The following is a 23,860-nucleotide window of genomic DNA, read 5'->3' on the forward strand; positions in this document are numbered from 1 at the left end:
AGCTGCTCGGTCCGCCACGGATCGTGCCGGTTCCGACCCGAGGGAGAGGCGGGCATGATCCGGGTCCTGCTCGCCGACGACCAGGCTCTGATGCGGGCCGGATTCCGGGCACTGCTCGACGCCGAGGACGACCTGGAGGTCGTGGGCGAGGCCACCGACGGCGCCTCCGCCGTCCACCTGTCGCGACGCCTGCGGCCGGACGTCGTGCTGATGGACGTGCAGATGCCGGGACTCGACGGCATCGAAGCCACCCGGCGCATCGCCGCCGATCCCGACCTCGCCGCGGTCCGCGTCCTCATCCTGACCAACTACGGGCTGGACTCCTACGTCTTCGCCACACTCCGCGCCGGCGCCAGCGGGTTCCTCCTCAAGGACGCCGACCCCGCCGACCTGCTACAGGCCGTCGCTGTCGTGGCCCGCGGCGACGCGCTGCTCGCCCCGGTGGTCACGCGGACGCTCATCAGCGAGTTCGTCGCCGGCCCGCCGCGGGCCGACCCCGCCGCCGGGCGCCACGTGCTGACCGCCCGCGAACAGGAGATGGTCGAGCTCGTCGCCCGAGGGCTGAGCAACGACGAGATCGCCGAACGGATGGTGATCAGTCCGTTGACCGCCAAGACACACGTCAACCGGGCGATGACCAAGCTGCACTGCCGCGACCGTGCCCAGCTGGTCGTGTGGGCGTACGAGTCGGGGCTGATCACGCCGCGTCGCCGGTGACACCCGGTCGCGCTGGTAGGCGACGGTCAGGAGACCGCGGCCCTCACCAGCTCGACGACCTTCTTCTCCACCGCGGGGCTCCACTTCTGGAGCGCGTACGCCACCGGCCACAGGTCCCCGTCGTCGAGGTTGGCCGTGTCCTGGAAACCCAGGGTCGAGTACCGGTAGTTGAACTTCGCCGAGTCCTGGAAGAAGACGACGATCTTGCCGGCCTCGTTCGCGTAGGCGGGCATCCCGTACCAGGTCTTCGGCGACAACTGCGGGGCCGCGGCGGTCACCGTCATGTGCACGCGCTCGGCGAGCGCACGATCCTCCGGCGCCATCTGCTCGATCCGGTCCAGGACCGCCTGCAGCCCGTCGGCCTTCTTCGCGCCGCTCCTGCCCTCGGCGCGCAGCTCGGCGGCGCGTTCCTTCATCGCGGCACGCTCCTCGGCGGTGAAGCCGTCGGACACGGTGGTCGAGTTCTTCGCGGACATCTGCGGGCTCCCCTTCGCCGTTCACGGCCCGGCGTGATGCCGGCTACCTGGGGAAAGGCTAGGCGCGACGCCCAGCCGGGCGCTTCTTGATTCCTGATCGGATCGCGGGCCGGACGGTCGGACCTGCAGGACGGCGACGGAGGACAGCACCAGCACCCCACCGGCGAGTTGGACAGCGCTCAGGGACTCGCCCAGGGTGAGCGCGGCGAGCGCCGTGGTCACCACGGGTTCGAAGGTCGACAGGATGGCGGCGGTCGACGGGCCGGTCCGCTTCAGCCCGGCGAAGAAGGCGAGCATCGCCACGACGGTGGAGACCACGGCGATGCAGGCCAGCCAGAACCATCCCGGCAGCGCGAAGTCGAGCTCGACCCCGCCGGTGACCAGGGCGCGTACGCCGAGGGTGCCGGCGGCGCCGGTCATCACCAGCGTGGACAGCACCACCGGCGGCAGCCGGTGCACGACGGTGTCGGCGACGAGGATGTAGACCGTGTAGGTGATCGCGGCGCCGAAGGCCAGCAACGCCCCGAGCGGGTGGAAGCTCACACCGCCGGCACCGAGCAGGACCAGCAACGTTCCGGCCGACGCCGTCACCAGCGCGGCGGACCGTCCCGGGGTCAGCCGGTCCCGCCCGAGCACCACCGCCGCCACGGTGACCAGGACGGGGTAGGTGTAGAGCATCAGGGACAACAGCGAGGCATCCATCAGCTCCAGCGCCGAGAAGAACAGGCTTGCCTGCGCGGCGTACCCGACGGCACCCAGCCCGATGGCGGTGGCCAGCAACCGGACGCGCCCTCCGGCTGGCTGGCCGGCCGGTTCGTGCTGGTGTGAACGTGGTTCTGCTCGGCGCAGGCGCGGCCGCACGAGCAGGACCGTCCCCAGCAGCACGGCGGCCAGGCTGAAGCGCACCAACAGCAGCGCTCCGGGGGAGACTCCCGCGTCGTAGGCAAGCTTGCCGAAGATCGCCATGGCGCCGAAGCCGGCCGCGGAGACGAGACACAACCCGGGACCCATGCCACTGAGGATCAGCCACCGCACCCATCAGGTCTAGCGATGATTCGTGGAGGTGACTCATTAGGATCACCACATGGTCGCGGTGGATCTTCGACGCCTGCGTTTCCTCCGGGAGTTCGAGGAGCGGGGCACCCTCGCCGCGGTCGCCGCGGCCCTGGGTTACAGCCCGTCCGCGGTCTCGCAACAGCTGGCCCTCCTGGAGGAGATCGGCGCCCGCTTGTTCGAGAAGGCCGGGCGGGGGGTGCGCCTGACCGACGCCGGGCAACTGCTGGCACGGCATGCGCGCGTGCTGCTGTCGGCCGCCGAGGCCGCGGAGGCCGACCTGGCGGCCCTGAGCGGTGACGTCCGGGGCACCGTCCGGGCCGGCGGCCTACAGTCGGCGGCTCGCCGCCTGCTGGTACCGGCCGTGGCCCGGATGATGGCCGACCATCCACAGGTCCGCGTGGAGCTGTCCGAGCTCGAGCTGGAGCAGGCGCTACCGGGCCTGCGGTTGGGCGCGGTCGACCTGGTGATCGGTGACGAGTACGACGGTCACCCGCGGCCTCGCCCGGCCGGGCTGCGCTTCACCGTCCTGCTCGAAGAGCCCCTGAAGGTGGTGTTGCCGGCGGCGCATCCGCTCGCCCAGCCGGGAGGACCGGTCGCGGTCGCCATGCTGCGGTCCGACGTCTGGACCGCCTCCGCGGAAGGCACCGGCCACCACGCCATGGTCGTCGGCACCTGCCGAGCCCTCGGCGGGTACGAGCCCGACCTGCGCCATCGTTCCAGCGACGCCGACGTTCAGCTCGAACTCGTCCGCGGCGCGGCAGCCGTCGCGCTGATGCCGGTGCTGACCCTTCCGGCCGACGACGCGGCTCTCGCCATCCGTGACGTCGCCGAAGCCGCCATCAAGCGCCGGCTGGTCGTCGTCACCCGAGACACCCCGTCGACGCCCGCGTTGACCGCCTTCCTGACGGCCGTGACGGACCAGGCGCACCAGCTCGACCTGGCCGGGTAGGGCCGGGGTGCCGAGACGCCTCTGGAACGCGCCACGAGGCGGGCGTACCGGAGCACCCGGCCAGCCCGCCTCGACGGCGCGGCTTCGACGTGCCGTTCAGCGGGCCTTCTTCGTCGCCCGCTTCCGGGGTGGCGTCAGCAGGTCGGCGATCGTGGCGATCGCGGACGGCACCAGGCGGTAGTACGCCCAGACGCCGCGCTTCTCGCGCTCGAGCAGACCTGCCTCGGTGAGGATCCGAAGGTGATGACTCACGGTCGGCTGGGAGAGGTTGAGCGGCGCCGTGAGGTCCGTGACGGACGCCTCGCCCTCGGGGGAGGACTGGATCAGGCTGAGCAGTCGCAGCCGGGCCGGGTCGGCGAACGCCTTCAGCACCCCCGCGAGCCGCTCGGCATCGGCACGCTTGATCGGCTCGCCGGCGAGCGGCGAGATGGCAGGCATCGTTGTTTTCGCAGTTACCACGTCTTTCATCGTTCCATCAACGGCATCGACAGGCGGGTGGAATGGGACCAACACCTCATTGGCGACCGCCAGGCTGGTAGGTCCCGCTCCATCGCGACACCCACCAGTTACGCCGCCTCGTCCGATGTGGCGGCGCGCGCCGACGCGATGGTCCGTCCCCGCTCCGACTCCCAGAAGCGGTCGAGCATGACGCGCACCTCGTCGGCGCTCACGTTCGCGCCGAACAGCTCGCTGCCCGGTTCCAGCCGTACGCCCTCGGCGAGGGGGCCGGCGACGACCGGGTCGAAGCCGAGCGCGTCGACGAGGGAGGTGACCCCGGCGAGATCGCCCGGGTCGTCGCCAGCGACCGCGATCGCCTTGCGGCCGGCTGTTCCCGCCGGCCGCGCCTCCTCCTCGAGATCGTGGTATCCCATGTGGTTGAACGCCTTGACGACACGGGCGTCGGACAGGAAGGTCTGGACGATCTCGCTCGACGAGGTGCGCGGGTTAGTGAGGTCGTCGCGGATGCCGTCGACCTCCCACCAGTAGTTCATCGCGTCGATCACGAGCTTGCCGCGCAGGGCCTCGGCGGGAACGCTGCGGTACTTGCCCAGCGGGAGAGCGAGGATGACGATGTCGGCGGCGGCCGCGGCGTCGACCGCGGTGGTGGCGACCGCTCCGGGTGTGAGCACCTCGACGGTGAGAGCGATCTTCGCCGGGTCGCCGGAGCCGGCGACGAGCACCCGGTAGCCGGCGGCGACGGCCAGCCGGGCGAGCACCGTGCCCACCTTCCCGGCGCCGAGGACAGCGAGGGTCTGTGGCCTGTTGCGGCCGTTGCCGTTCATGTCTTCCTTCCGGGGTGCCGATGCGGCGTTCGTGGGGGAGGAGGGGTCAGCTGGCCAGGATGTCACGGACCATGGGGATCACCTTGGTGCCGTACAGCTCCACCGCCCGCATCCGGGCACTGACCGGCTGCGCTCCCGCCGTGTAGATGAGATCGAAGCGGCCGACGCCGACGCTGCGGATCGCCCGGGCGATGCGGCGGGCCACGGTCTCCGGTGAGCCGATGTAGAGGGAACCGTGGTCCACCTCGGCGTCGAACTCCTGGCGACGGATCGGCGGCCAGCCCCGCAGCCCGCCGATCCGGTCCCGCATGACCCGGTAGTGCGGCCAGTACACCTCCTTCGCCTCCTCGTCGGTGTCGGCGACGAAGCCGGGGGAGTGCATCCCGACCGGGTGCGCGGTCGTGCCGAGCTGCTCGGCCGCCCGCCGGTAGAGGTCGATGTAGGGCGCGAAGCGCTCGGGAGACCCGCCGATGATGGCGAGCATGAGCGGGAGGCCGTACCGGGCCGTGCGCACGACCGACTGCGGCGAGCCGCCGACGCCCACCCAGGTGGTGAGACGTCCCGACTCCGTCTTCGGGAAGACGTCCGCGTTCTCCAGCGGAGCGCGCTTCGTGCCGCTCCAGGTGACCGGCTGCTCGTCCAGCAGCTTCACGAACAGTTCGATCTTCTCCTCGAACAGCACGTCGTAGTCCCGCAGGTCGTAGCCGAACAGGGGAAACGACTCGGTGAACGAGCCGCGACCGAGGATGACCTCGGCCCGGCCGTGCGACAGCGCGTCGACGGTCGCGAAGCGCTGGAACACCCGGACCGGGTCGTCCGAGCTCAGCACGGTCACCCCGGAGGCGAGCCGGATCCGCGACGTGCGGGTGGCGATACCCGCCAGCACGGTCTCCGGCGTCGAGACCGAATATTCGGGCCGGTGGTGCTCGCCGAGGGCGATGACGTCGACGCCGAGCTGGTCGGCCAGCACCGCCTCGTCGACGACCTGTCGGATGGCAGCCGCGTAGGAGATGGGCTTGCCGGCGTCGTCCTCCGGTACGTCGCCGAAGGTGTCGAGGCCGAACTCGAGGTCAGACATGGGTGGGCTCCTTCGCCAACAGCTCCCGGACCCGCGGCGCGACCTCGCTGCCCAGCAGCTCGATGGTGCGTGCGCGTGCCTCGCGGGGCAGGTGCATGATGTCGTATTTGAGGTCGAAGCGGCTCAGCCGCAGATCGCGGGCGACCGTCGCGATCTTCCGCGCGACCGTCTCCGGCGAACCGACGAACAGCGCCCCGTGGTCGATCTCGGCCTCGTAGCGCGCGCGGTCCGGCTTGTAGAAGCCGCGCTCCTCGGCGAGCGCCGCCACGACCGGCTGCCAGTACCGCCACCACGTCTCCACCGCCTCCTCGTCGGTGTCCGCGACGAGGCCCAGCGAGTGTTGCCCGATCGGCTGGACAGTATGCCCGGCCTGTTCGAGCGCCCGGAGATAGAGATCGACGTGACCGGCGAACCGCTGCGGGCGCCCGCCGATGATCGCCATCATGAGCGGAAGTCCGTAGCGCGCCGCGCGGAGCACGGAGTTCGGGCTCCCGCCGACGCCGATCCACGTCGGGATACCGCCGGTCCGCATTCGCGGGTGCAGCCGCTGCGCGACCAGCGGGCTGCGGACGGTACCGGACCAGGTGACCGGTTCGTCCCGTTGGAGCCGTACGAAGAGGTCGAGCTTTTCCTCGAACAGCCGCTCGTAGTCCGCCAGGTCGTAGCCGAACAGCGGAAACGACTCGGTCGCGGACGCGCGCCCGAGAACGATCTGGGCGCGGCCGTTCGACACGGCGTCGAGGGTGGAGAACTCGTGGTAGAGCCGTACCGGATCGTTCGTGCTGAGCACCGTGACCGAGGTGCCGAGGCGGATCCGGTCGGTCGCCGTCGCGATCGCCGCGAGCAGCACCGGCGTCGCCGAGTCGTTGTGGCCCTCCCGGTAGTGCTCACCGAGGCTGAACACGTCGAGCCCGACCGACTCCGCGAGCCGTGCCTCGTCGACGAGCAGCCGCACCGTCTCGGCGTCGCTCAGGACCCGGCCGCCGTCGGTGGCCACCTCCCCGAACGAGTCGAGCCCCAGTTCGAAACGTTGTGCTGTCACCGTCTCCTCCTCAGGTGCTCCCCGTCGGCACCAGTGGTGCGGGCCGGCCGGAGCGGTTGACGTGTCAATAATGCTACGCTCGCAATTGACACGTCAATCCGGGAGGGTTCAGATGACGAAGACCACACCCGAGCAGCGGCGAGGCGGTCACCTGCCGACCGCCGAGGAGCTCCGGATCTGGCGCGACTTCATCGAGACCACCGAAGCCCTCAGGTCCGAGCTCACGTCCCGCCTGCAGACGGAGTCCTCGCTCTCGCCGGGGGACTACGCCGTCCTGCTCGCCCTCAGCGAGGCGCAGGACCGGACGATGCGCTCCTCCGAACTCGCGACACACATCGGCTGGGAGCGGAGCCGGCTCTCGCACCACCTCGGGCGGATGGAACGTCGCGGACTCATCCGCCGGCAGGAGTGCCCGACCGTTCCGCGAGGGGCGGAGGTGCTGCTCACCCCGGCCGGCGCCGACGCGTTCCGGCGCTCCACCGTCCCGCACCTGCGTGCCATCCGTGAGCTCTTCGTCGACGCGCTCACGCCGGACCAACTCCGCGCGGCGGGCGCGATCACGGCGGCGCTTCGCGCGAACCTCGGCCCGCAGCACGAGGAGTGATCACCAACGAGGCGTGCCCCGGCCCGGTCCGGTTGCCGACACGCTCGATGATCCGTCCGGGGACGCGTGGCAGGGTGGTCCGGTGATGTGATCACCACGGCGGAGGCGCCTGGTGACCACGTCCCACGGTCAGCCGCGGCCGATCCAGACGCCGCCCGTCGACGCCGGATGGTGGAATGCGCGTCCAGATCAGCCCGCGTCCGGGTGTCCCTTCGCCGCTGCGCGGCACCGCGATCTTCGTCGCGCTGGCGATGGCGGCCGGCTCGACGATCGCCTTCACCCTGGCGACCCCGAAGTCCGCGACCGTCTCGGACTACCTGAGCCGCTCCTCGATCGCCGGCCGCCAGCTACGGGTCGGCGTCTTCGCCGACCAGCCGCTGCTCGGCGAGCGTGGCCCGGACGGGACCCTCACCGGGTTCGACATCGACCTCGCCAGCGCGTTGGCGAGGTCGATCGGGGTGCAGCCCGCGTTCGTGGCGCTGGACCCGAGCGAACGGGTCACCGCCCTCGTCGAGGGCCGGGTCGACGTCGTCGTCGCGGGCCTGATCATGACGGAGGAGCGGCAACGCGTCATCGAGTTCGCCGGCCCCTACCTGGAGGGCGGCCTGGTCGTCGCCTCGCGGACGAGGTGGCCGTCCCGGGCGAAGGGGCAGCGGCTGTGCGTGGTGCCGGGGTCGATCGCGGAGGCCACCCTGGAGAAGACCGGATCGGTGCTGGTGCGCCGCCCGAGCACGCGGGGCTGCGTCGGTGACGCGGTCGCCGGTCACCTCGACGCGGTCGCCGGCGACGAGATCATGCTGCGCGGTCACGCCCACACCTCGTCCGGGGTGCTGAAGATCTACCCGCTCAGCACACCTGAGGTGACGCAGCGCTACGGCATCGGCGTCGTCCCCGGCGACCCGTTCCTGAAGGCGCTTGTCAACTCGTTCCTGCTGGCCAGCCATGCCCGGGGCAGGGACGGCGCCTGGCAGAAGGCTGCCGACCACACCCTCGGCGTGGGCGGGTTCACCCGCCGCCAGCCACGGCCGGCGGGAGTCCTGCTGCGCGAGGCGAACGACGGACAGACCACGACCGGCGGGGTCGTGGGGATGCCGCCCGCGATCGCTCCCGCGTCCCCGCTGGCACGCCGGCCCAGATCGCTGACACACCGCCGCCGCCGGCGGCAGCCTCGGCGCACCGTTCGGCTCCGGGCAGCACCGGCGCCCGGTAGGTCCGTACCCGTCGATCCACCGCTGCGGCCACGGACAGCCGGTGAGAACGGCCCGCTGTCGGCGGGGGTGTGGTCGCTGCTGCTGGGTGTGCCGGTGGCGGTCTCCGCGCTCTACCTGTGGATCCAGTCGGGTGGCGATCGTCAGTTCACGTTGATGTTGGCGGAGAGCGTGAACCCGATCAACTTCCTCGCCACGGTCAGCCTCTCCGTGGTGTGGATCTTCTCCGCGGTGCCCGCTCTCGTCTTCACCGTCGGGGCCGTGGTGCTCAGCAGTACGGCCGACAGGGCTGAGCTGCGACGCCTGTGCGACACGTACGCCGTGGCCCGCTGGACCGCGCGGACCCCCGGCTGGGTGGTCTGGGCGAGCATCGTGGCCGCCGCGGTCAGCACTCCGCTGGCGTTCGGCCCGGCGTGGGTCCTGGCGCTCTGCGTCGCCCGCCAACCCGCGGTCACGGGTCGTCGGGTCAGCGGCACCCGCCCGCTGCGCGTGTTCGCCGTACTCGCCATCACGGTGGCGTCCGTCGGAATCGCCGTCTCGGCCCTCGCCCGGGGTGAGCACGCGCTCGCGGTGACCGCGGGTTGGCCGGCCGTGCTGCTCTGGGCCGGCGTCGACGCGCCGCTACGGCCGGGCCACGTTCCCGCCTTCCTGCGGGCGAGCGGCGCCCTGGGTGGGTTGCTCGCGCTCGGCGTCGTGTACGCCGTGGTCACCACACCGATCCTGCCGTCCACCGCCATCCAGGTCGCCCGCCCGACGGTGCCCGGCGCGACGCCGGGACCGACCCCATCCCCGGGGGTGGTCGATCCGGACGCCGCGGCGACGGCGCCCCCGATGCGCCAACTCCGTGGGTACGTGGTCTCCGTCGACGAGGAGGCCACCACTGTTCTCTCCGACGCCGGCGGTGTGGAGATCGTGCCCAACGACCAGGTCGCCTCCCGAGTCTCCTGTCCCAGTTTCACCGATCTGCCGGGAGACTCGGCGGCCCTGTTCGGGTTGCCGCTCCGCGAGTCCCTGTTGAAGGCCCTCGCGCGCGAGCAGCGTCCGACGACGTTGCAGGATCCGCGCTGTGTGGTCCGCGTCGACGCCGCCACCGGGTGAGCCGGACGAGGTTCCCGGACCACTGCGGCCGCCGTGGTCCGGGTTGGCCCGCCTGCCCTCGGGAGCGGCGGTGTGGCCGTCGGGGCGAGTGGGACCCGGGAGCACCCCTGGCCTCCGCCATCAGGGGGATCGGGGTGCCCTCGGGGGATGACCCTGGGGGTACCCGGAATCACTCTGCGGAGGGGCGAAACTGTCGGTGGCGGGGGCTAGATTTCTTGGCATGGGTGAGGGCAGCGACCGGTTCGACGTGCAGGTCAGCGTGGGTGATCAGGTGGTCCTGATGCAAGTGGCCGGTGAGATCGACATCGCCACGGTGGCCGCGTTCCGCTCCGCGCTGTGGTCCGCGCCGGCCCGCCCGGTGCTCCAGGTCGACCTGTCCGAGCTGCGGCTGCTGTCCGCCGCCGGCGTGCGTACGCTGCTCGCCGCGCACCTGCGGGTCCGCGCCCGTGGCGGCGAGCTGGTCCTGGTCGATCCGTCACCGGTGGTGGCCCGGGTGCTGCGCGCGACGGGTCTGCACCGGGTGATGCCGGTCCTGGAGCCGGCCCGGGTGGTCGAGGCGGCCCGTCGTCCGGCGGCGCCGACGTCGGACCTGGTGCTGGCCGCCTGACCCGGGGCCCCGACCTCGGCCACGACTCCGGGCCGCCGCCGCTCACCCGTGATCACTTGATGCTGGGTGCTTGCCAGAGGCGCCGGACACCTACAGACCATCAGGCGATCACGAGACGGGATCCCGGTCCCGACCCGCGGCCCTGGGCGCGTGGGTCGATCCGGGCAACGGTGGGGGCCGCCGGCTCGCACCGACGACCCCCGGAGAACATCGCGAGGAGCGGTCAGCGCACGCCGAGCAGGTCGACGACGAAGACCAGGGTCTCGCCCGGCTTGATGACGCCGGCCGCGCCGCGGTCGCCGTACCCCAGGTGCGGCGGGATGGTGAGGCGGCGCCGGCCGCCGACACGCATGCCGACCACGCCCTGGTCCCAGCCGGCGATGACCTGGCCGCCGCCGAGCGGGAACTCGAACGCCTCGCCCCGGTTCCAGGACGAGTCGAACTCGCCGCCGGTGGAGTGCGACACGCCGACGTAGTGCACGCTGGCCAGCTGGCCCGGCTCGGCCTGCGGGCCCTCGCCCACGGTGACGTCCTCGATCACGAGGTCGGCCGGCGGCGCACCCTCGATCGGACCGACCTCGGGCTTGCCCGGTCGGGCGCCTGCTGCCTGGTTCATGCGGGGATCTCCTGCCGTGTTGGGTGCTGTGTCCGGTCACCGTCGATCCTGCCGGATCGCACCACACCGATGTGCGGCGGACCCGCCACCTGCCGTCGCCCGAGCGCCAGCCCGGCGGGCGTCGACTTCGGTGGAGCGCCGTTGCCGGACCGGTCGCTCGCCTAGGCTCGGAAACGGGCCGTCCGGCGGGGTAGCGGGCGGTGCGCGGGGGTCGATGCGGGGGGCCGCGGTGGCTGAGGCGACGGTCGCGGTGCCGCTGTGGGCCTGGGCCGCGGTCGGCGCGCTCATCGCCGTGATGCTCGCCGTGGACGTGTTCTCGCACCGCGACAACCACGTCATCGAATTACGCGAGGCGCTGGTCTGGAGCGGGATCTGGATCAGCGCCGGCCTGTTGTTCGGGCTGGTCGTCTGGTTCGGCCTCGGCGGTGACCCGGCGGTCGCGTACTTCTCCGGCTACCTGCTGGAGAAGGCGCTCTCGGTGGACAACGTCTTCGTCTTCGCCCTGCTCTTCGGCTACTTCCGGGTGCCGCCCGGCTACCAGCACAAGGTGCTGTTCTGGGGCGTCGTGGGCGCGCTGGCATTCCGGCTGCTGTTCATCTTCGCCGGCGCACAGTTGCTGGAACGGCTCAGCTGGGCCGGGTTCGTGCTGGGTGCCTTCCTGGTCTGGACGGGCTGGCGGCTGGCCGTACGCGGGGAGCCGGACGTCGATCCGGAGCGCAACCCGGTGGTCCGGTTGTTCCGGAGGGTGGTCCCCACCGACGCCCGGTACCACGCCGACCGGTTCACCGCCCGGGTCGGCGGCCGGCGGGTGGCCACCCTGCTGCTGGTCACGCTCGTCGCCATCGAGGCGACCGACGTGGTCTTCGCCATCGACTCGGTGGCGGCGATCCTCGCCATCACCACCAACACGTTCCTCGTCTGGACGGCCACCGCGTTCGCCGTGCTGGGGCTGCGGAGCCTCTACTTCTGCCTCGCCGGCCTGCTGCGCCACTTCGGCTACCTCCGTTACGGGCTGGCCGTGCTGCTCGCCTTCGCCGGGTTGAAGCTGATCCTGGCCGAGACGCCGGTGGGCAAACTGCCGGTCTGGTTGACCCTCGCGGTAGTGGTGCTGACCCTGGCCGTCTCCATCGGGGTCAGCGTCCTGGCCGCCCGGCGCGCCCGCGCCCGCGGCTGAACCGCTGGACGTCAGCCGGCCAGCACCGGGCGGGACAACTGGTCGGCCAGCAGCGCCGGCGCCTCGGCCAGGGACGGGCCGTACCAGGTGAGGTGCCGCCCGGACAGCAGGGCGCACGGTGTGCCGGCGAACGCCTCCGGCCCGTCCTCGGCGGTGAACCGGTACGGCTCGTCGGGCAGCACCACCAGCTCTGGGCGCTGCTCGCGCAGTTCCGCCAGGCTCGGCCGGGGATAGCGCTCGTCGTGCTGGTCGTACGCGTTGACCACGCCGAGCCGGTGCAGGACGTCGCCGGCGAAGGTGTCGCCGCCGAGCACCACCCACGGTCGACGCCAGACCGGCACCACCGCCCGGCGTGGCGGTGCCAGCCGGGGCGGGTCCGCCCAGGCCCGTCGGGCCGCCAGCAGCCAGGACGGCTCCGCCGGCGCGCCCAGCTCGGCCAGCAGCTCGGCCAGCTCGGTCAACGCGCCCGGGACGGTACGCGGGTAGGTGACGCGCACCGGCACGCCGGCGGCCCGCAGCGCGTCCGCGTCGCCCCGGCGGTTCTCCTCCACGTTGAGCAGCACCAGGTCCGGCCGCAGGGCGCGAACCCGGTCGAGGTCGGGGTACTTGCTGCCGCCCACCCGGGCGACGTCCAGCCCGGCGGGGTGACTGCACCAGTCGGTGGCGCCGACCAGCACACCGGGCAGGGTCAGCGCGACCGCCTCGGTCAGCGACGGCACCAGCGACACCACACGCACCCCGATTGCCTCCGTCCGCCGCCGTCCCGTACCGATCATGCCGGGCGGGTCGGCGCCGCGCCGGTCAGGGGCGTCCGGGCTCGATCCGGGCGGTCACGTCGAGGTGCGCGGGTTGGCAGCCGGCGGTCGTCGCGAACCGGCGGACCGCGGCGTGGACGTGCTCGCGGACGCCGGCGGTCCGCGCGTCGGCCGTCAGGTCCACCCGGATCCACACGTCCGGGCGTGGTGGGGCGCCGGTGAGCACCACCCGGGCCCGGCGTACCCCGGGGTTGCCGGTCAGGTCGCGTTCCAGCGCGTGGGCGAGCACGTCGGTGGCCAACCGGGTGCGGCCGGGGCGGCGCCCGGGGCGGCTCAGCGTCCCCCGCAACTCCTGGTCGGGCCGGCGCAGCTCCCGGGCCAGCAGGCGCTGGCCGGCGAGGGCGACCAGCACTCCGGCGACCGCCGCGGCCAGGGTGCTCCACGGCGCCGCCAGCCGCCACGCGTCGAGCAGCCCGGCGCCGAGCAGCGGCGCGCCGGGATCGGCGCCGGACGGCAGGCCGAAGCTGACGACCAGCGCGGCCACGCCGCCCACCACCAGCAGCAGCGCGACGATGGTCCACAGCAGTCGGTGCGCGGCGTCGCTCATGCGGGCCGCCCCTGGGGCAGGAGTCGGATCTCGATCCGGCCGGTGCGGGGCGCGGCGAGCCGGTGCAGCTCCTGGCGCACGGCGAACTCGACCTCGGCGCGGGCTGCCGGATCGCCGGTGGCGCGTATGCGGGGGCGCCACTGGTCGCCGCGCCGGCGGACCCGTACCCGGGCCTGGCGCACGCCCGGCACGGTGGCCGCCGCGTCGGCGAGCCGGCGTTCCACACAGCGGCGGTGTAGGTGCCAGCCGTCCCGCTCGTCGATCGACAGCCGGACCGGTGTCCAGCGGCGCAGTTGGGCGGCCAGGACGGCGAGGCCGAGCAGGACGGCCCCGCCGGCCACCGCGCGGACCCCCGGATCGCTCCAGCGGGTGCCGGTGAGCGCGTCGTACCAGCCGGTACGGGCGAGCAGGGGCGCCCGTTGGTCCAGCGTGACCAGCAGCGCCTGCACGGCCAGCAGGGCGCCGCCGGCGAGCAGGGCGGCGGCCAGCAGCAGCGAGGCCACCCGGTTGGCGGTCCGCATGTCAGCCTCCGGTCGTCCGGTCGCTGTTCCGGTGCGTCACCTCGGTCTCGGTGGTGTCGACACCGGGGACGAGCAGGTCGTCCACCGTAACGGTCACCGCCGTCACGGTGAGCCCGGTGTCGGCGGCGACCCGGTCGGCGACCGCCGCCCGGACCGCGTCGGCGACGGCGGGCACGCTGTGTCCGTACCAGGTGATCAGACGCAGGTCGAGGCTCACGGACCGGTCGTCCAGGCGGACCGTGGCCGGTTGGACGCCGGACACGCCGGGCACCCGCCCGGCGGCGTCCACGGCCAAACGCGCGACGTCCGCCGCCCCGACCGGGACCTGGTCCCGCCGGCCCGCGGTGGTGCGGGCGCTCGGAGCTCTTGCGGCGCTTGGAGCCGCCGGGCGCGCGGTCGTGGGCGGCGGGGCGAGCCGGTGGTGTCGCCCTCCTCGACCAGCGCGAGGTCGCCGCAGGATGGTCGGGTCGCCGGCCAGCCGGGGTCGGCCGGCACGGCGAGGGCGGTCGCCCTCCCCGCGCACGCCCGGGCCGCCTCCGGCGAGGACGCCGAACTGCTGTCGCGACATGCTGACCTCCCGGCCGGCTCCGCTGCCGGCGACCCCGCTGGATACACCTGGCGGGTACCCCTGGAACTCCCTCGATCTGTGATACGCGTCACAGCGGCGCTTCGGCGCTGGCGCTGTCCGATGGCTCTTGGCACGCTTCTACAACGTTGTAAGACTGTCGCCGTCCCCCGAGGAGGCCCCCGATGCGCGTTACCCCGGCCCCGCCGGCGGCACCCGACGCCCACCCCACGCCCGCTGGCGACGACGAGGTGCCCCTCGATGCACTCGGCGACCTCTACCGCGACGGCATCACGGCCTGCCGGGGCGCCTTCGACCCGGCCTGGGTGGAGCAGGTCGGCGAGGATGTGAACGCCGCGTTCGAGGAGGCGCGCTCGCGCCCCGACGGCGCCGTCGGTCGCGGCCCCCAGCGGTGGTACGTGGAGATCCACCCGGAGCAGTTGCGCGGCTTCGCCGACCTCGTCACGCATCCCTGGGTGGTGTCGGTCTGCCGGGCGGTGCTCGGCCCGGAGTACGAGATCGTCGAGCTGGGCTTCGACATCCCCTTCCCGGGCGCGGCGATGCAGCCGTGGCACCGGGACTTTCCGATGCCGGAGGAGACCCGGCGGCAACGGCGGCTCACCTCGCTGGCGTTCAACCTGACCACGGTGGACACGGTGGAGGAGATGGGGCCGTTCGAGATCGCCCCGGGCACGCAGTGGGACGACGGCGCCGACTTCGACCACGGGATGTTCCCGCCCCGGGAGCGCTACCCCCGCTACCAGCAGCGGGCGGTGCGCAAGTACCCGCAGCGCGGCGACATCTCCGCCCGCTCCGCGCTGACCATCCACCGCGGCACCCCGAACGTCTCCCGGTCGGCCCGCCCGGTGCTGGTGCTCGGCGTCGACGCGCCCGGCGCCGGTAACGCCGCCCACCACGACATGGCCGTCACCCGGGGCTACTGGGAGCGCCTGCCCGCGTCCGTCCAGGCACACCTGCCCTGCCCCGTCGTCGACCGGCTGGAGCCCATCCGGCAGAAGCACACCATCGAGGGTCTGGTGATGGGCGCCGCCGAGTAACCGCCACCCCGCCGGGCTGGCGGGGTCGGCCGCACCGCCGAGGCGCACACCATGATCGACCGCCTAGACTCGGCCCGGCTCGACCGACCGGCGGATGGATCAGGCAGATGACGAGCACCGGCAGCGACGACGGCGGCTGGCTTCGGGCGATGCCGGCCGACGGGGGACGCGACACGCTGCTCACCCGTGCCGGCCACCGGGTGTACGCGGCGCGCCGGCTCAGCGAGCTCGTCCAGGGGCGTCCGCCGGGTGTCACCGGCAGCCAGTGGAGTTCCGCCAGCCGCGCCGGGTTCGACTTCGTGGTCTGCGCCGCCGACACCGGTCGCCCGATCGTCGCCGTGGAGATCGGCCCGGTCGCGCCCGCCGGCTCGGCGGAGCAGCGCGCCGAGCGGCTCAAGGACGCGGTGAGCGGGGCGGTCGGACTGCCCGTGCTGCGGATCGGGTCGCCGACGCTCCGAGCGGCGGAGCACGGCCGACGCCTGGTGGAGTACGTGATCGACGCGCGCGACTTCGCCGCGGGCGGCGCCGGGGTGACCGGTGCCGGGGACGAGCCGGCGCAGGTGGGCTTCCGGGACATCCTCGGCCGGCTGCCGGACGGCCGCACGGGACCGGTCAACGACCTCGGCGCGCTGACCCGCGCGGCCGCGGTCGAGGCGTACGTGGCCGGGCGGCTGGCCGACCCGATCGTGCGGGGACTGCACGTGCGCTGGGCGGACGGCCCGGCGCAGGGATGGAGTTGGGTGCAGGTGCGCCCCGACGCGTGCCTGGTCGAGCGGGTCTCGGTGACGGAGCACCGCTTCTCCTGCGGCATCGACGCGGCGCGGCTGGCCGAGGATCTCGCGACCGTCGCGGTCGGGGAGCGGCTGCGCGCGACCGAACCCGGTGACCCGGACCTGTTGGCGCGCGCGACGCTCACCGCGGAGATCGCCGCGCTGAGCCGGCGCCGGAACGAGTTGGTGGGCGGTTTCGCCTTCGACCACCTCTGCGTCGACTGATCCGTCACCCGCTGCATCCAGCCGGCCGTCCCGACGCGGCTCGCGTCAGATTCCGGCAGTTTCCTGTGCGCCGGTTGAACCTTCCCGCTCGCCGTCCCGTACTCCTGCGCGAATGAAGAGGATCTCCCCATCCGCGTCGACGGGACGCGGGAGACGGTGCGGAAAGGGCATCGTCGGCCATCGACACGTTACCGGGTAGGTCACGGTGGTCGCCGCCGTGGCGTGCCATCTCACATCCGTCGGTCCGCCGAGGGCAGGAATCCACTACCGGATCGAGAAGGAGAGCAATTCGATGCGCAGGTCCACTCGGGCGCGCCGGTCACCCGGCAACGCGCGGAGCAAGCGTCTGCTGGCCGTTGTCGGCACGCTCGTGGTCTTCGGCGGAGTAGTCGCCGTGACCCAGATTTCGTCGGCCCAGGACCGGCGGCCGAACAATCCCCGGCCGGCTTCTGGACAGTGCGTGCAGCCGAGCCCGGGCGCGACCGCGCCGAATGGTGGCGGCTCGACCACCCGGACCTGGCAGAACGGTCGCTGGGTGCGCAACCACTGGGGTGACGGGCAGCAGTCGGTCCCCGAGTGCGAGGACGGCAAGGACGGCACCGTCGGCAGCGGTTCGGCCATCGCCTGCCCGGACGTGACGGCCAAGCTCCCACAGGTGCCGGACCGGGCCCGCGCCGAGGTGGACCGCAACCTCGCCCAGTTGCAGACCCAGATCGCGGAGGCCGACCGCCGGCTGGCCGCCGAGGGCGACAAGGGTGATGCCTTCATCCGCAGCTCGATCCTCCAGCCGCTGGCCGCCAAGCGGCGCGCGGTGCTGGACCGGATCACGACCGCCATCGACCGGGCCGGGCCGCGCCCGCAGGGTCTGGCGCAGCTCGCCGAGTGCCAGGTGCAGCCCACCGGCGGCACCGGTGGGAACACCGGTGGCGGCAACACGGGCGGCGGCAACACGGGCGGTGGCAACACGGGCGGCGGCAACACCGGTGGCGGCAACACCGGCGGTGGGAACACCGGCGGCGGCAACACCGGCGGCGGCAACACCGGCGGCGGCACCGCTCCCGGTGCCGGGCTCGGCGTGCTCGCCAACGACTGCGACGAGAGCCAGCTCCAGCCGCACGACGGTTTCCAGAACGGCAACCGCTGCGTGAGCACCGAGTTCGGTGAGGTCGGCGCCGCCGCCAACAACCCGTCGCTGCTGATCACCCAGTTCCCCGACCAGGTCGGCCGCAACCAGGCCTTCACCCTGCGGGTCAGCACCCGCAACCTGATCCGGGACCGGTTCCTGGCGGCCGGCCAGGGCGGGTACTACGTGGAGAGCTCGCTGCTCAACGAGCAGGGACTGGTTCGCGGGCACTTCCACACCGCGTGCCGGATGCTGGACAGCCTGACCACCCCGCCGGAGCCGCAGGAGGTGCCCGCGTTCTTCGTCGCGACCGAGGACGGGCGCGGGAGCGCGCAGCCGGACGAGGTGACCATCCAGATCCCGGGCCTGCCGGAGTCGGGTACCGCGCAGTGTGCGGTCTGGGCGGGTGACGGCTCGCACCGCCTGCCGATGATGGAACGGGCCAACCAGACCCCGGCGTTCGACGCGGTGCGTATCGAGGTCAACTGAGTCGGAGCAGGCCGAGTCAACGGCGGCCGGTCACCGGGGCGGACAGCCCGGGTGACCGGCCGCCGCCGTCGGTACGCCCGCCACGCCACCGGGGGCGACCGACGCGAGCAAGCACCCGGGAATGGGCCTTCGGCCCGAAAGACCGCCGGAAAGAATCCGACGGGGTCGCGCCGTTTCCGGCGAGACCCCGTCTGCGCGTCGGTCGGTCAGCGGTTCTTGTACGCCTCGACGACCTCGACCGGGATCCGGCCCCGCTCGGAAATCTTGTAGCCGTTCTTGACGGCCCATTCCCGGATGGCCCGGTTCTGCTCCCGGTCCATTCCGGCGCCGCTCGGTCGCCCCGGCCGCCGGACTGTCCGCGTGTTCTCCGCCGGGCCCCGCCCGATGCGCCGACCCGCATTGATGTACGGATCCAACGCCTTGCGCAGGACGCCCGCATTCTCGTCCGAGACATCGATCGTGTAGGCCACGCCGTCAAGACTGAACTCGACGGTCCGGTCGGCCTTCCCACCGTCGAGGTCGTCGGTCAGCACCGTGATTACTTTTCTCGCCATTGCCGATTACTCCCTGTGTGTGGCGGGATGTGTCCAAAGTCTGACCCACCAGCCGGGGAAACCGCAACAATATGCGTCCCATTCATTTCGGCGCGTCGCGATTCCGCCGCCGAGGTAAACCGGGAACGGCCGCCGAATCAGCGAGATGGCGCCCGGCCTCATTCGCCGAGCAGGCCGGCGTGTCCCGCGACGGCGGCGGCCTCGGCCCGGTTGGACACCCGCAGCTTGCGCAGCAGTGCGGCGGTCATCCGTTTCACCGTCCGCTCCGACACGTGCAGTTCCTCGGCGATGTCGACGGTGTTGCGGCCGGCGGCGATCGCCCGCAGGAGTCGGCGTTCCTCCCCGTCCAGGTCGACCGGGGCAGCGCGTGAGGGCCGCAGCATGGCGCGCAGCAGCTCCGCCGGCAGCACGGCCCAGCCGTCGAGGATGGCCAGCAGCGGGGGCAGCAGTTCCTCCGGTTCGCTGGTCTTCGGCAGGTACCCCTCGGCGCCCGCCCGCAGTGCCTCCAGCGCGGGTTCCGGATCAGCCGAACCGGACATCGCGACCACCCGTACCCGTGGGGTGGTCCGTCGGATCGCGGCGACCGCGCGGATTCCGCCCGGTGGCGGCATGTGCAGGTCGACCAGCGCCAGATCGGGGTGGCAGCGGCTGATCAGGCCGGCCGCGGAGGCGGCGTCGCCGGTCGAGCCGACCACCTCGGCGCGGCCCTTGGTGGTCACCGGAAGCAACAACTCGAGGCCGCGGACGAAGAGAGGGTGATCGTCCACGACCGCGAGCCTGATGGTTGGGGCGTCCGGCATGTCTGCGCCGTTCCCCAGCGGGTACCGATCATGCGGGTACGCACCGAACGAGGGGAGTCGGTTGGATGCGCGCACGGCACGGTTTGCAGGGCATGCTGCGAGGATTGCGCCGGACCGAGCCCGAACTGGTCGGCCAGTCACCCCCGGAGGCCGACCCGGAGCTCCTGCTGCGCGTGCTGTGCCACGAGTTCCGTACCCCGGTCAGCACCCTGACGTCGTTGACCCGGGCGCTCGCCGACGAGCGCCGGGAGCTGACCGGCGCCGACCGGCGGGCGATCACCGAGCTGGCCCGCGACCAGGCCGTCCACCTGCAGGGCCTGCTGCGCGAGGCGACCGCCGGCACGGGCGCGCTGGCGTTGGCCGCCCGGCCGGAGCCGTTCGTACCGCTGGCCGGGATCCTGCGGGAGGCCGCCGCCCTGGTGCCGGCGCGGCGGCGCCGGGCCCGAGCCACCCGGGTGGCCGCCGCCTGCCCGGTGCCGTCCGGACGGACCCGGCAGGTGCTGGTGAACCTGGTGGAGAACGCGCTGCGGCACGGGCCGGCGGAGGGGCAGGTCGGACTCCACGCCGCGCTGGGCCGCCGCGGCCTGAGCATCCTGGTCACCGACGAGGGGCGGGTCGACGACGCGTTGCTGTCGGCGGTGCGCCGCCCGGCCCCCGCCGAGGGCATGTCCGGGCTCGGGTTGTGGATCGTGCGTCAGCTCGTGGCGGCGGACGGTGGGGTGCTACGGGTGCACCGGCTGCGACCGCGGGGTGTGGCGTTGGAGGTGCTGCTGCCCGGGGCGTGCACGGTGCCGTGACCCGGACGGGACGCGGGTTGGCCCGCTCGGGTCAGTCACTCGGGAACCCTCCTCGCCACGAGCCATCCACACCGAGGAGGACCGATGTTCAGCCACATCAAGGACCTGCAGTTCGAGGCCAAACCGGACGGCCCGGACGCCGCGTTCGCCAACCGGCTGCAGGAGATCCTGGGCGGCAAGTGGGGCGAGATGACCGTCGCGAACCAGTACCTCTACCAGGGCTGGAACTGCCGGCTGCCCGGTAAGTACAAGGACCTGCTGCTCGACGTCGGCACCGAGGAGATGGGCCACGTCGAGATGATCGCGACCATGATCACCCGGCTGTTGGAGAACGCGCCGCTGGCGCTGTCGGAGGCCGCCGGGGACAACCCGATGGTGGGCGCGATCTACAGCGGGTCCAACCCGGCGCACTTCATCCACGGCGGTGGCGGGGCCCTGCCCACCGACTCCAACGGCGTGCCGTGGAACGGCGCGTACGTCACGGCCAGCGGCAACCTGATGGCTGACTTCCAGCTCAACGTCACCGCGGAGGCGCAGGGCCGGCTCCAGGTCTCCCGGCTGTTCAACATGACCGACGATCCGGGCGTCAAGCAGATGCTGCGCTTCCTGCTGGCCCGCGACACCATGCACCAGAACATGTGGATGGCGGCCATCGAGCAGCTCAAGGAGGACGGCCTGGAGGAGATGCCGGTGCCGGACGCCTTCCCGGATTCCAAGGAGTTCAACAAGGAGTTCAGCTACACCTACCTGGACTTCTCGCCGGGCCAGGACGCCGCGGAGGGCCGCTGGGCCTCCGGTCCGACGCCGGACGGCAAGGGCGAGTTCCGCTACGACCACAGCCCTCGTGCCCACGCGCCGGAGCCGGTGCTGCCTCCGGGGGACCCGCGCCTCTACGGCACCAACCCGGGCCTGGCCGGCGGAGTGGCCACCAAGGTCAAGAGCAAGATGACCTGACGTCGCCGTGTCGGGTCGCCCCATTCCGGGGGCGGCCCGACAGCGTCGCCTCGACCACCGTCTCCCACCCGAGGAGGAAGTCGATGTCCGTCGTCGCGCCCGGCCGGCAGCACGGCCTGGTCCCGCTGCCCCGGACCCGGGTCAAGTTCCTGGTCTTCGCCGCGCTGACCGTGCTCGCGGCGGTCGCCGGAATGCCCGGTCGGATCGTGGTCGCCCTGGCCGCGATCAGCCTCGCCATCCCGCTCGCCGTAGCGGTGGCCGGTGGCCGCCGGCTGGCGCGGGACCTGCTGCTGCCGGTCCGCCGCCCGGAGCCCGCCAGTGGCGTGGGTCACAGGCCGGAACAAGGGGAACGCTTTGTTACTTGAGTGAGACACGCTCAAGTCAACGCGATAGCAGGTGTTCGATGGCAACTCTTCCGGTACTTCCCCTGACCGACACGGTGCTGCTGCCCGGCATGGTCATCCCGGTGACCCTCGACCCGACCACCCAGGCCGCGGTCGACGCGGCCCGCGCCACCGGTGACCGCCAGCTGCTCGCCGTACCCCGCATCGACGGCGAGTACGGCCCGGTGGGCACCGTCGCCACCATCGAGAAGGTCGGCCGGCTGCCCGACGGCGAACCGGCCGCGGTCGTGCGTGGCCTGTCCCGCGCCCGGATCGGCTCCGGCGTGCCCGGCCCCGGCGCCGCGCTCTGGGTCGAGGCGACCGTTCTGGACGAACCCGCGCCCGCCGGCCGGGCGCGTGAGCTGGCCCGCGAGTACCGCGCCCTGATGACGTCGGTGCTCCAGCAGCGCGGCGCCTGGCAGGTCATCGACGCGATCGAGCGGATGACCGACCTGTCCGAGCTGGCCGACTCGGCCGGCTACGTCTCCTGGCTCAGCCTGGAGCAGAAGACCGAGCTGCTCGCCGCGCCGGACGTCACCGCCCGGCTGGAGCTGCTGGTCGGCTGGGTGAAGGAGCACCTGGCCGAGCAGGAGGTCACCGAGCAGATCAACACCGACGTCCGGGAGGGGCTGGAGAAATCCCAGCGGGAGTTCCTGCTCCGCCAGCAGCTCGCCGCGATCCGCAAGGAGCTGGGCGAGGACGAGCCGGACGGCTCGGCCGACTACCGGTCCCGGGTCGAGTGCGCCGACCTGCCCGAGAAGGTCCGCGAGGCGGCCCTGCGCGAGGTCGGCAAGCTGGAGCGGGCCAGCGACGCCTCTCCCGAGGCGGGCTGGATCCGCACGTGGCTGGACACCGTGCTCGAGATGCCGTGGGGCACGCGTACCCAGGACAACACCGACCTGGCCGCGGCGCGGGCGGTGCTCGACGCCGACCACGCCGGCCTGGCCGACGTGAAGGACCGCATCCTGGAGTACCTCGCGGTGCGCAACCGGCGCGCCGAGCGCAACCTCGGCGTGGTCGGGGGCCGCGGCTCCGGCGCTGTGCTCGCCCTCGCCGGTCCTCCCGGTGTTGGCAAGACCAGCCTCGGCGAGTCCGTCGCGCGGGCGCTCGGGCGCAACTTCGTGCGCGTGTCGCTCGGTGGTGTCCGCGACGAGGCGGAGATCCGTGGCCACCGGCGCACCTACGTGGGCGCGCTGCCCGGCCGGATCGTCCGCGCGCTGCGGGAGGCCGGCTCGATGAACCCCGTCGTGCTCCTCGACGAGGTGGACAAGCTGGCCGCCGGCTACGCCGGCGACCCGGCAGCCGCCCTGCTGGAGGTGCTCGACCCGGCCCAGAACCACACCTTCCGGGACCACTACCTGGAGGTCGACCTGGACCTGTCCGACGTGCTCTTCCTGGCCACCGCCAACGTGGTCGAGACCATCCCCGGCCCGCTGCTGGACCGGATGGAGCTGGTCACCCTGGACGGGTACACCGAGGACGAGAAGGTCGCCATCGCCCGGGACCACCTGCTGCCCCGGCAGCGGGAGCGGGCCGGGCTGACCGCCGACGAGGTGAGCGTCACCGACGAGGCGCTGGCGCTGATCGCGGGGGAGTACACCCGGGAGGCCGGAGTGCGGCAGATCGAGCGTGGCCTCGCCAAGATCCTGCGCAAGGTGGCGGTGGCGCTGGCGACCGACCCGACGCCGGTACGCGTCGACACCGACAACCTCACCGGCTACCTCGGCCGGCCCAGGTTCACCCCGGAGTCGGCCGAGCGCACCGCGGTGCCCGGCGTGGCCACCGGCCTCGCCGTCACCGGCGCCGGCGGGGACGTGCTCTTCATCGAGGCGACCAGCATGGAGGGCGAGCCCGGGCTGACCCTGACCGGCCAGCTCGGCGACGTGATGAAGGAGTCGGCGCACATCGCGCTGTCGTACCTGCGCTCCAACGGGCGCCGGCTCGGGATCGACCCGAACGCCCTGGCGGCGCGCCGGATCCACCTGCACGTCCCGGCGGGCGCGGTGCCGAAGGACGGCCCCAGCGCCGGCATCACCATGGTGACCGCGCTGGCGTCGCTGGTCACCGGCCGCCCGGTCCGCCCGGAGTTCGGGATGACCGGCGAGGTGACGCTCTCGGGTCGGGTGCTGCCGATCGGCGGGGTGAAGCAGAAGCTGCTCGCCGCGCACCGGGCCGGCCTCACCGAGGTGATCATCCCGGCGCGCAACGAGCCGGACCTGGACGACCTGCCGGAGGAGGTGCGTGCGGCGCTGACCGTGCACACCCTGGCCGACGTGGCCGACGTGCTCGCCCTGGCGCTGCGCCCGGCCGAGGTCGAGGCCCTGGACGGCCCGGCGCTCGCCGCGGCCTGA

General features: G+C 72.8%; 26 protein-coding genes. 13 read left to right on the forward strand and 13 right to left on the reverse strand.

Annotated features, from left to right (window positions below):
• Positions 1-54: 54 nt before the first annotated feature.
• Complete coding sequence (locus DKT68_RS29335; protein WP_109820616.1) at positions 55-717, forward strand: response regulator; 663 nt, start codon at positions 55-57, stop codon at positions 715-717.
• A gap of 26 nt (positions 718-743) precedes the next feature.
• On the opposite strand, the gene DKT68_RS29340 is transcribed toward DKT68_RS29335, so the two are convergent.
• A complete protein-coding gene (locus tag DKT68_RS29340; RefSeq protein WP_109820617.1) occupies positions 744-1,193 on the reverse strand; it encodes an iron chaperone in 450 nt (149 codons plus the stop codon).
• A gap of 21 nt (positions 1,194-1,214) precedes the next feature.
• A complete protein-coding gene (locus tag DKT68_RS29345; protein ID WP_109820647.1) occupies positions 1,215-2,204 on the reverse strand; it encodes a DMT family transporter in 990 nt (329 codons plus the stop codon).
• A 73-nt stretch (positions 2,205-2,277) separates the two neighbouring features.
• On the opposite strand from DKT68_RS29345, the gene DKT68_RS29350 reads away from it, so the two are divergent.
• A complete protein-coding gene (locus DKT68_RS29350; RefSeq protein WP_109820618.1) occupies positions 2,278-3,198 on the forward strand; it encodes a LysR family transcriptional regulator in 921 nt (306 codons plus the stop codon).
• 96 nt (positions 3,199-3,294) lie between these two features.
• Here DKT68_RS29350 and DKT68_RS29355 read toward each other — a convergent pair whose 3' ends face one another.
• The 4 genes from DKT68_RS29355 to DKT68_RS29370 form a co-directional block, all read right to left on the reverse strand.
• A complete protein-coding gene (locus DKT68_RS29355) occupies positions 3,295-3,636 on the reverse strand; it encodes an ArsR/SmtB family transcription factor (protein WP_236647128.1) in 342 nt (113 codons plus the stop codon).
• 128 nt (positions 3,637-3,764) lie between these two features.
• Complete coding sequence (locus DKT68_RS29360; RefSeq protein ID WP_109820620.1) at positions 3,765-4,481, reverse strand: NADPH-dependent F420 reductase; 717 nt, start codon at positions 4,479-4,481, stop codon at positions 3,765-3,767.
• Between the two features lie 46 nt (positions 4,482-4,527).
• The gene (locus DKT68_RS29365; protein WP_109820621.1) at positions 4,528-5,559 is read right to left on the reverse strand and encodes an LLM class flavin-dependent oxidoreductase; all 1,032 of its coding nucleotides are present in this window, start codon (positions 5,557-5,559) and stop codon (positions 4,528-4,530) included.
• Positions 5,552-6,601, reverse strand: coding sequence for an LLM class flavin-dependent oxidoreductase (locus DKT68_RS29370; RefSeq protein ID WP_109820622.1), 1,050 nt, complete (start codon positions 6,599-6,601; stop codon positions 5,552-5,554). Before DKT68_RS29370 ends, DKT68_RS29365 begins: the two co-directional genes overlap by 8 nt.
• Before the next feature lie 112 nt (positions 6,602-6,713).
• Here DKT68_RS29370 and DKT68_RS29375 point away from each other — a divergent pair, with 112 nt between their 5' ends.
• The 3 genes from DKT68_RS29375 (at position 6,714) to DKT68_RS29385 (ending at position 10,118) form a co-directional block, all read left to right on the forward strand.
• On the forward strand, positions 6,714-7,205 hold the full coding sequence (locus DKT68_RS29375; protein ID WP_109820623.1) for a MarR family winged helix-turn-helix transcriptional regulator: 492 nt from the start codon (positions 6,714-6,716) through the stop codon (positions 7,203-7,205).
• Positions 7,206-7,381: 176 nt separating this feature from the next.
• Positions 7,382-9,511, forward strand: a complete 2,130-nt coding sequence (locus DKT68_RS29380) for a substrate-binding periplasmic protein (protein WP_109820624.1) — start codon at positions 7,382-7,384, stop codon at positions 9,509-9,511.
• Positions 9,512-9,731: 220 nt separating this feature from the next.
• A complete protein-coding gene (locus DKT68_RS29385) occupies positions 9,732-10,118 on the forward strand; it encodes an STAS domain-containing protein (RefSeq protein WP_109820625.1) in 387 nt (128 codons plus the stop codon).
• Between the two features lie 223 nt (positions 10,119-10,341).
• On the opposite strand, the gene DKT68_RS29390 is transcribed toward DKT68_RS29385, so the two are convergent.
• Entirely contained in the window at positions 10,342-10,734 is a 393-nt protein-coding gene (locus DKT68_RS29390) for an FKBP-type peptidyl-prolyl cis-trans isomerase (RefSeq protein WP_109820626.1), read from the reverse strand.
• Positions 10,735-10,948: 214 nt separating this feature from the next.
• On the opposite strand from DKT68_RS29390, the gene DKT68_RS29395 reads away from it, so the two are divergent.
• Positions 10,949-11,908, forward strand: coding sequence for a TerC family protein (locus DKT68_RS29395; RefSeq protein WP_109820627.1), 960 nt, complete (start codon positions 10,949-10,951; stop codon positions 11,906-11,908).
• Positions 11,909-11,919: 11 nt separating this feature from the next.
• Here the strand turns inward: DKT68_RS29395 and DKT68_RS29400 are convergent, their stop codons facing one another.
• From DKT68_RS29400 to DKT68_RS31285, 4 genes are all read right to left on the reverse strand, one after another.
• Positions 11,920-12,645, reverse strand: a complete 726-nt coding sequence (locus tag DKT68_RS29400; protein WP_109820628.1) for a helical backbone metal receptor — start codon at positions 12,643-12,645, stop codon at positions 11,920-11,922.
• A gap of 64 nt (positions 12,646-12,709) precedes the next feature.
• Complete coding sequence (locus DKT68_RS29405) at positions 12,710-13,270, reverse strand: hypothetical protein (protein ID WP_109820629.1); 561 nt, start codon at positions 13,268-13,270, stop codon at positions 12,710-12,712.
• On the reverse strand, positions 13,267-13,791 hold the full coding sequence (locus DKT68_RS29410; protein WP_109820630.1) for a DUF6286 domain-containing protein: 525 nt from the start codon (positions 13,789-13,791) through the stop codon (positions 13,267-13,269). Before DKT68_RS29410 ends, DKT68_RS29405 begins: the two co-directional genes overlap by 4 nt.
• A 1-nt stretch (position 13,792) precedes the next feature.
• Positions 13,793-14,053: an Asp23/Gls24 family envelope stress response protein gene (locus DKT68_RS31285; RefSeq protein ID WP_161556712.1), complete on the reverse strand. Its 261-nt coding sequence runs from the start codon at positions 14,051-14,053 to the stop codon at positions 13,793-13,795.
• Between the two features lie 488 nt (positions 14,054-14,541).
• On the opposite strand from DKT68_RS31285, the gene DKT68_RS29420 reads away from it, so the two are divergent.
• From DKT68_RS29420 to DKT68_RS31640, 3 genes are all read left to right on the forward strand, one after another.
• Positions 14,542-15,414 carry a phytanoyl-CoA dioxygenase family protein gene (locus DKT68_RS29420; RefSeq protein ID WP_109820632.1) on the forward strand — a complete coding sequence of 291 codons (873 nt, stop codon included), beginning with the start codon at positions 14,542-14,544 and terminating at the stop codon, positions 15,412-15,414.
• A 107-nt stretch (positions 15,415-15,521) separates the two neighbouring features.
• Positions 15,522-16,409, forward strand: a complete 888-nt coding sequence (locus DKT68_RS29425) for a DUF2726 domain-containing protein (protein ID WP_109820633.1) — start codon at positions 15,522-15,524, stop codon at positions 16,407-16,409.
• A 292-nt stretch (positions 16,410-16,701) separates the two neighbouring features.
• On the forward strand, positions 16,702-18,021 hold the full coding sequence (locus tag DKT68_RS31640; RefSeq protein WP_201749238.1) for a hypothetical protein: 1,320 nt from the start codon (positions 16,702-16,704) through the stop codon (positions 18,019-18,021).
• A 206-nt stretch (positions 18,022-18,227) separates the two neighbouring features.
• Here the strand turns inward: DKT68_RS31640 and DKT68_RS29440 are convergent, their stop codons facing one another.
• Together DKT68_RS29440 and DKT68_RS29445 are read right to left on the reverse strand one after the other, a co-directional pair.
• On the reverse strand, positions 18,228-18,575 hold the full coding sequence (locus tag DKT68_RS29440; protein WP_109820635.1) for a histone-like nucleoid-structuring protein Lsr2: 348 nt from the start codon (positions 18,573-18,575) through the stop codon (positions 18,228-18,230).
• 158 nt (positions 18,576-18,733) lie between these two features.
• Positions 18,734-19,342, reverse strand: a complete 609-nt coding sequence (locus DKT68_RS29445) for a response regulator (protein ID WP_236647129.1) — start codon at positions 19,340-19,342, stop codon at positions 18,734-18,736.
• Positions 19,343-19,440: 98 nt separating this feature from the next.
• On the opposite strand from DKT68_RS29445, the gene DKT68_RS29450 reads away from it, so the two are divergent.
• The 4 genes from DKT68_RS29450 to lon all read left to right on the forward strand — a co-directional run bounded on the left by DKT68_RS29450 (position 19,441) and on the right by lon (position 23,860).
• Entirely contained in the window at positions 19,441-20,172 is a 732-nt protein-coding gene (locus DKT68_RS29450) for a sensor histidine kinase (protein WP_109820637.1), read from the forward strand.
• A gap of 84 nt (positions 20,173-20,256) precedes the next feature.
• Positions 20,257-21,126, forward strand: a complete 870-nt coding sequence (locus tag DKT68_RS29455) for a manganese catalase family protein (RefSeq protein WP_109820638.1) — start codon at positions 20,257-20,259, stop codon at positions 21,124-21,126.
• Between the two features lie 83 nt (positions 21,127-21,209).
• On the forward strand, positions 21,210-21,491 hold the full coding sequence (locus tag DKT68_RS29460; protein WP_109820639.1) for a hypothetical protein: 282 nt from the start codon (positions 21,210-21,212) through the stop codon (positions 21,489-21,491).
• A gap of 38 nt (positions 21,492-21,529) precedes the next feature.
• A complete protein-coding gene (lon, locus tag DKT68_RS29465) occupies positions 21,530-23,860 on the forward strand; it encodes an endopeptidase La (protein WP_109820640.1) in 2,331 nt (776 codons plus the stop codon).

The sequence above is a fragment of the Micromonospora acroterricola genome (genome assembly GCF_003172955.1).
GTDB classification, from domain to species: Bacteria; Actinomycetota; Actinomycetes; order Mycobacteriales; family Micromonosporaceae; genus Micromonospora; species Micromonospora acroterricola.

Excerpts from the sequence above, each read along its gene's own strand:
- DKT68_RS29335 (WP_109820616.1), top strand. The coding sequence starts at position 55 with ATGATCCGGGTCCTGCTCGCCGACGACCAGGCTCTGATGCGGGCCGGA.
- DKT68_RS29340 (WP_109820617.1), bottom strand. The coding sequence starts at position 1,193 with ATGTCCGCGAAGAACTCGACCACCGTGTCCGACGGCTTCACCGCCGAG.
- DKT68_RS29345 (WP_109820647.1), bottom strand. The coding sequence starts at position 2,204 with ATGGGTCCCGGGTTGTGTCTCGTCTCCGCGGCCGGCTTCGGCGCCATG.
- DKT68_RS29350 (WP_109820618.1), top strand. The coding sequence starts at position 2,278 with ATGGTCGCGGTGGATCTTCGACGCCTGCGTTTCCTCCGGGAGTTCGAG.
- DKT68_RS29355 (WP_236647128.1), bottom strand. The coding sequence starts at position 3,636 with ATGCCTGCCATCTCGCCGCTCGCCGGCGAGCCGATCAAGCGTGCCGAT.
- DKT68_RS29360 (WP_109820620.1), bottom strand. The coding sequence starts at position 4,481 with ATGAACGGCAACGGCCGCAACAGGCCACAGACCCTCGCTGTCCTCGGC.
- DKT68_RS29365 (WP_109820621.1), bottom strand. The coding sequence starts at position 5,559 with ATGTCTGACCTCGAGTTCGGCCTCGACACCTTCGGCGACGTACCGGAG.
- DKT68_RS29375 (WP_109820623.1), top strand. The coding sequence starts at position 6,714 with ATGACGAAGACCACACCCGAGCAGCGGCGAGGCGGTCACCTGCCGACC.
- DKT68_RS29380 (WP_109820624.1), top strand. The coding sequence starts at position 7,382 with ATGCGCGTCCAGATCAGCCCGCGTCCGGGTGTCCCTTCGCCGCTGCGC.
- DKT68_RS29385 (WP_109820625.1), top strand. The coding sequence starts at position 9,732 with ATGGGTGAGGGCAGCGACCGGTTCGACGTGCAGGTCAGCGTGGGTGAT.
- DKT68_RS29390 (WP_109820626.1), bottom strand. The coding sequence starts at position 10,734 with ATGAACCAGGCAGCAGGCGCCCGACCGGGCAAGCCCGAGGTCGGTCCG.
- DKT68_RS29395 (WP_109820627.1), top strand. The coding sequence starts at position 10,949 with ATGCGGGGGGCCGCGGTGGCTGAGGCGACGGTCGCGGTGCCGCTGTGG.
- DKT68_RS29405 (WP_109820629.1), bottom strand. The coding sequence starts at position 13,270 with ATGAGCGACGCCGCGCACCGACTGCTGTGGACCATCGTCGCGCTGCTG.
- DKT68_RS29410 (WP_109820630.1), bottom strand. The coding sequence starts at position 13,791 with ATGCGGACCGCCAACCGGGTGGCCTCGCTGCTGCTGGCCGCCGCCCTG.
- DKT68_RS29420 (WP_109820632.1), top strand. The coding sequence starts at position 14,542 with ATGCGCGTTACCCCGGCCCCGCCGGCGGCACCCGACGCCCACCCCACG.
- DKT68_RS29425 (WP_109820633.1), top strand. The coding sequence starts at position 15,522 with ATGACGAGCACCGGCAGCGACGACGGCGGCTGGCTTCGGGCGATGCCG.
- DKT68_RS31640 (WP_201749238.1), top strand. The coding sequence starts at position 16,702 with ATGCGCAGGTCCACTCGGGCGCGCCGGTCACCCGGCAACGCGCGGAGC.
- DKT68_RS29440 (WP_109820635.1), bottom strand. The coding sequence starts at position 18,575 with ATGGCGAGAAAAGTAATCACGGTGCTGACCGACGACCTCGACGGTGGG.
- DKT68_RS29450 (WP_109820637.1), top strand. The coding sequence starts at position 19,441 with ATGCGCGCACGGCACGGTTTGCAGGGCATGCTGCGAGGATTGCGCCGG.
- DKT68_RS29455 (WP_109820638.1), top strand. The coding sequence starts at position 20,257 with ATGTTCAGCCACATCAAGGACCTGCAGTTCGAGGCCAAACCGGACGGC.
- DKT68_RS29460 (WP_109820639.1), top strand. The coding sequence starts at position 21,210 with ATGTCCGTCGTCGCGCCCGGCCGGCAGCACGGCCTGGTCCCGCTGCCC.
- lon (WP_109820640.1), top strand. The coding sequence starts at position 21,530 with ATGGCAACTCTTCCGGTACTTCCCCTGACCGACACGGTGCTGCTGCCC.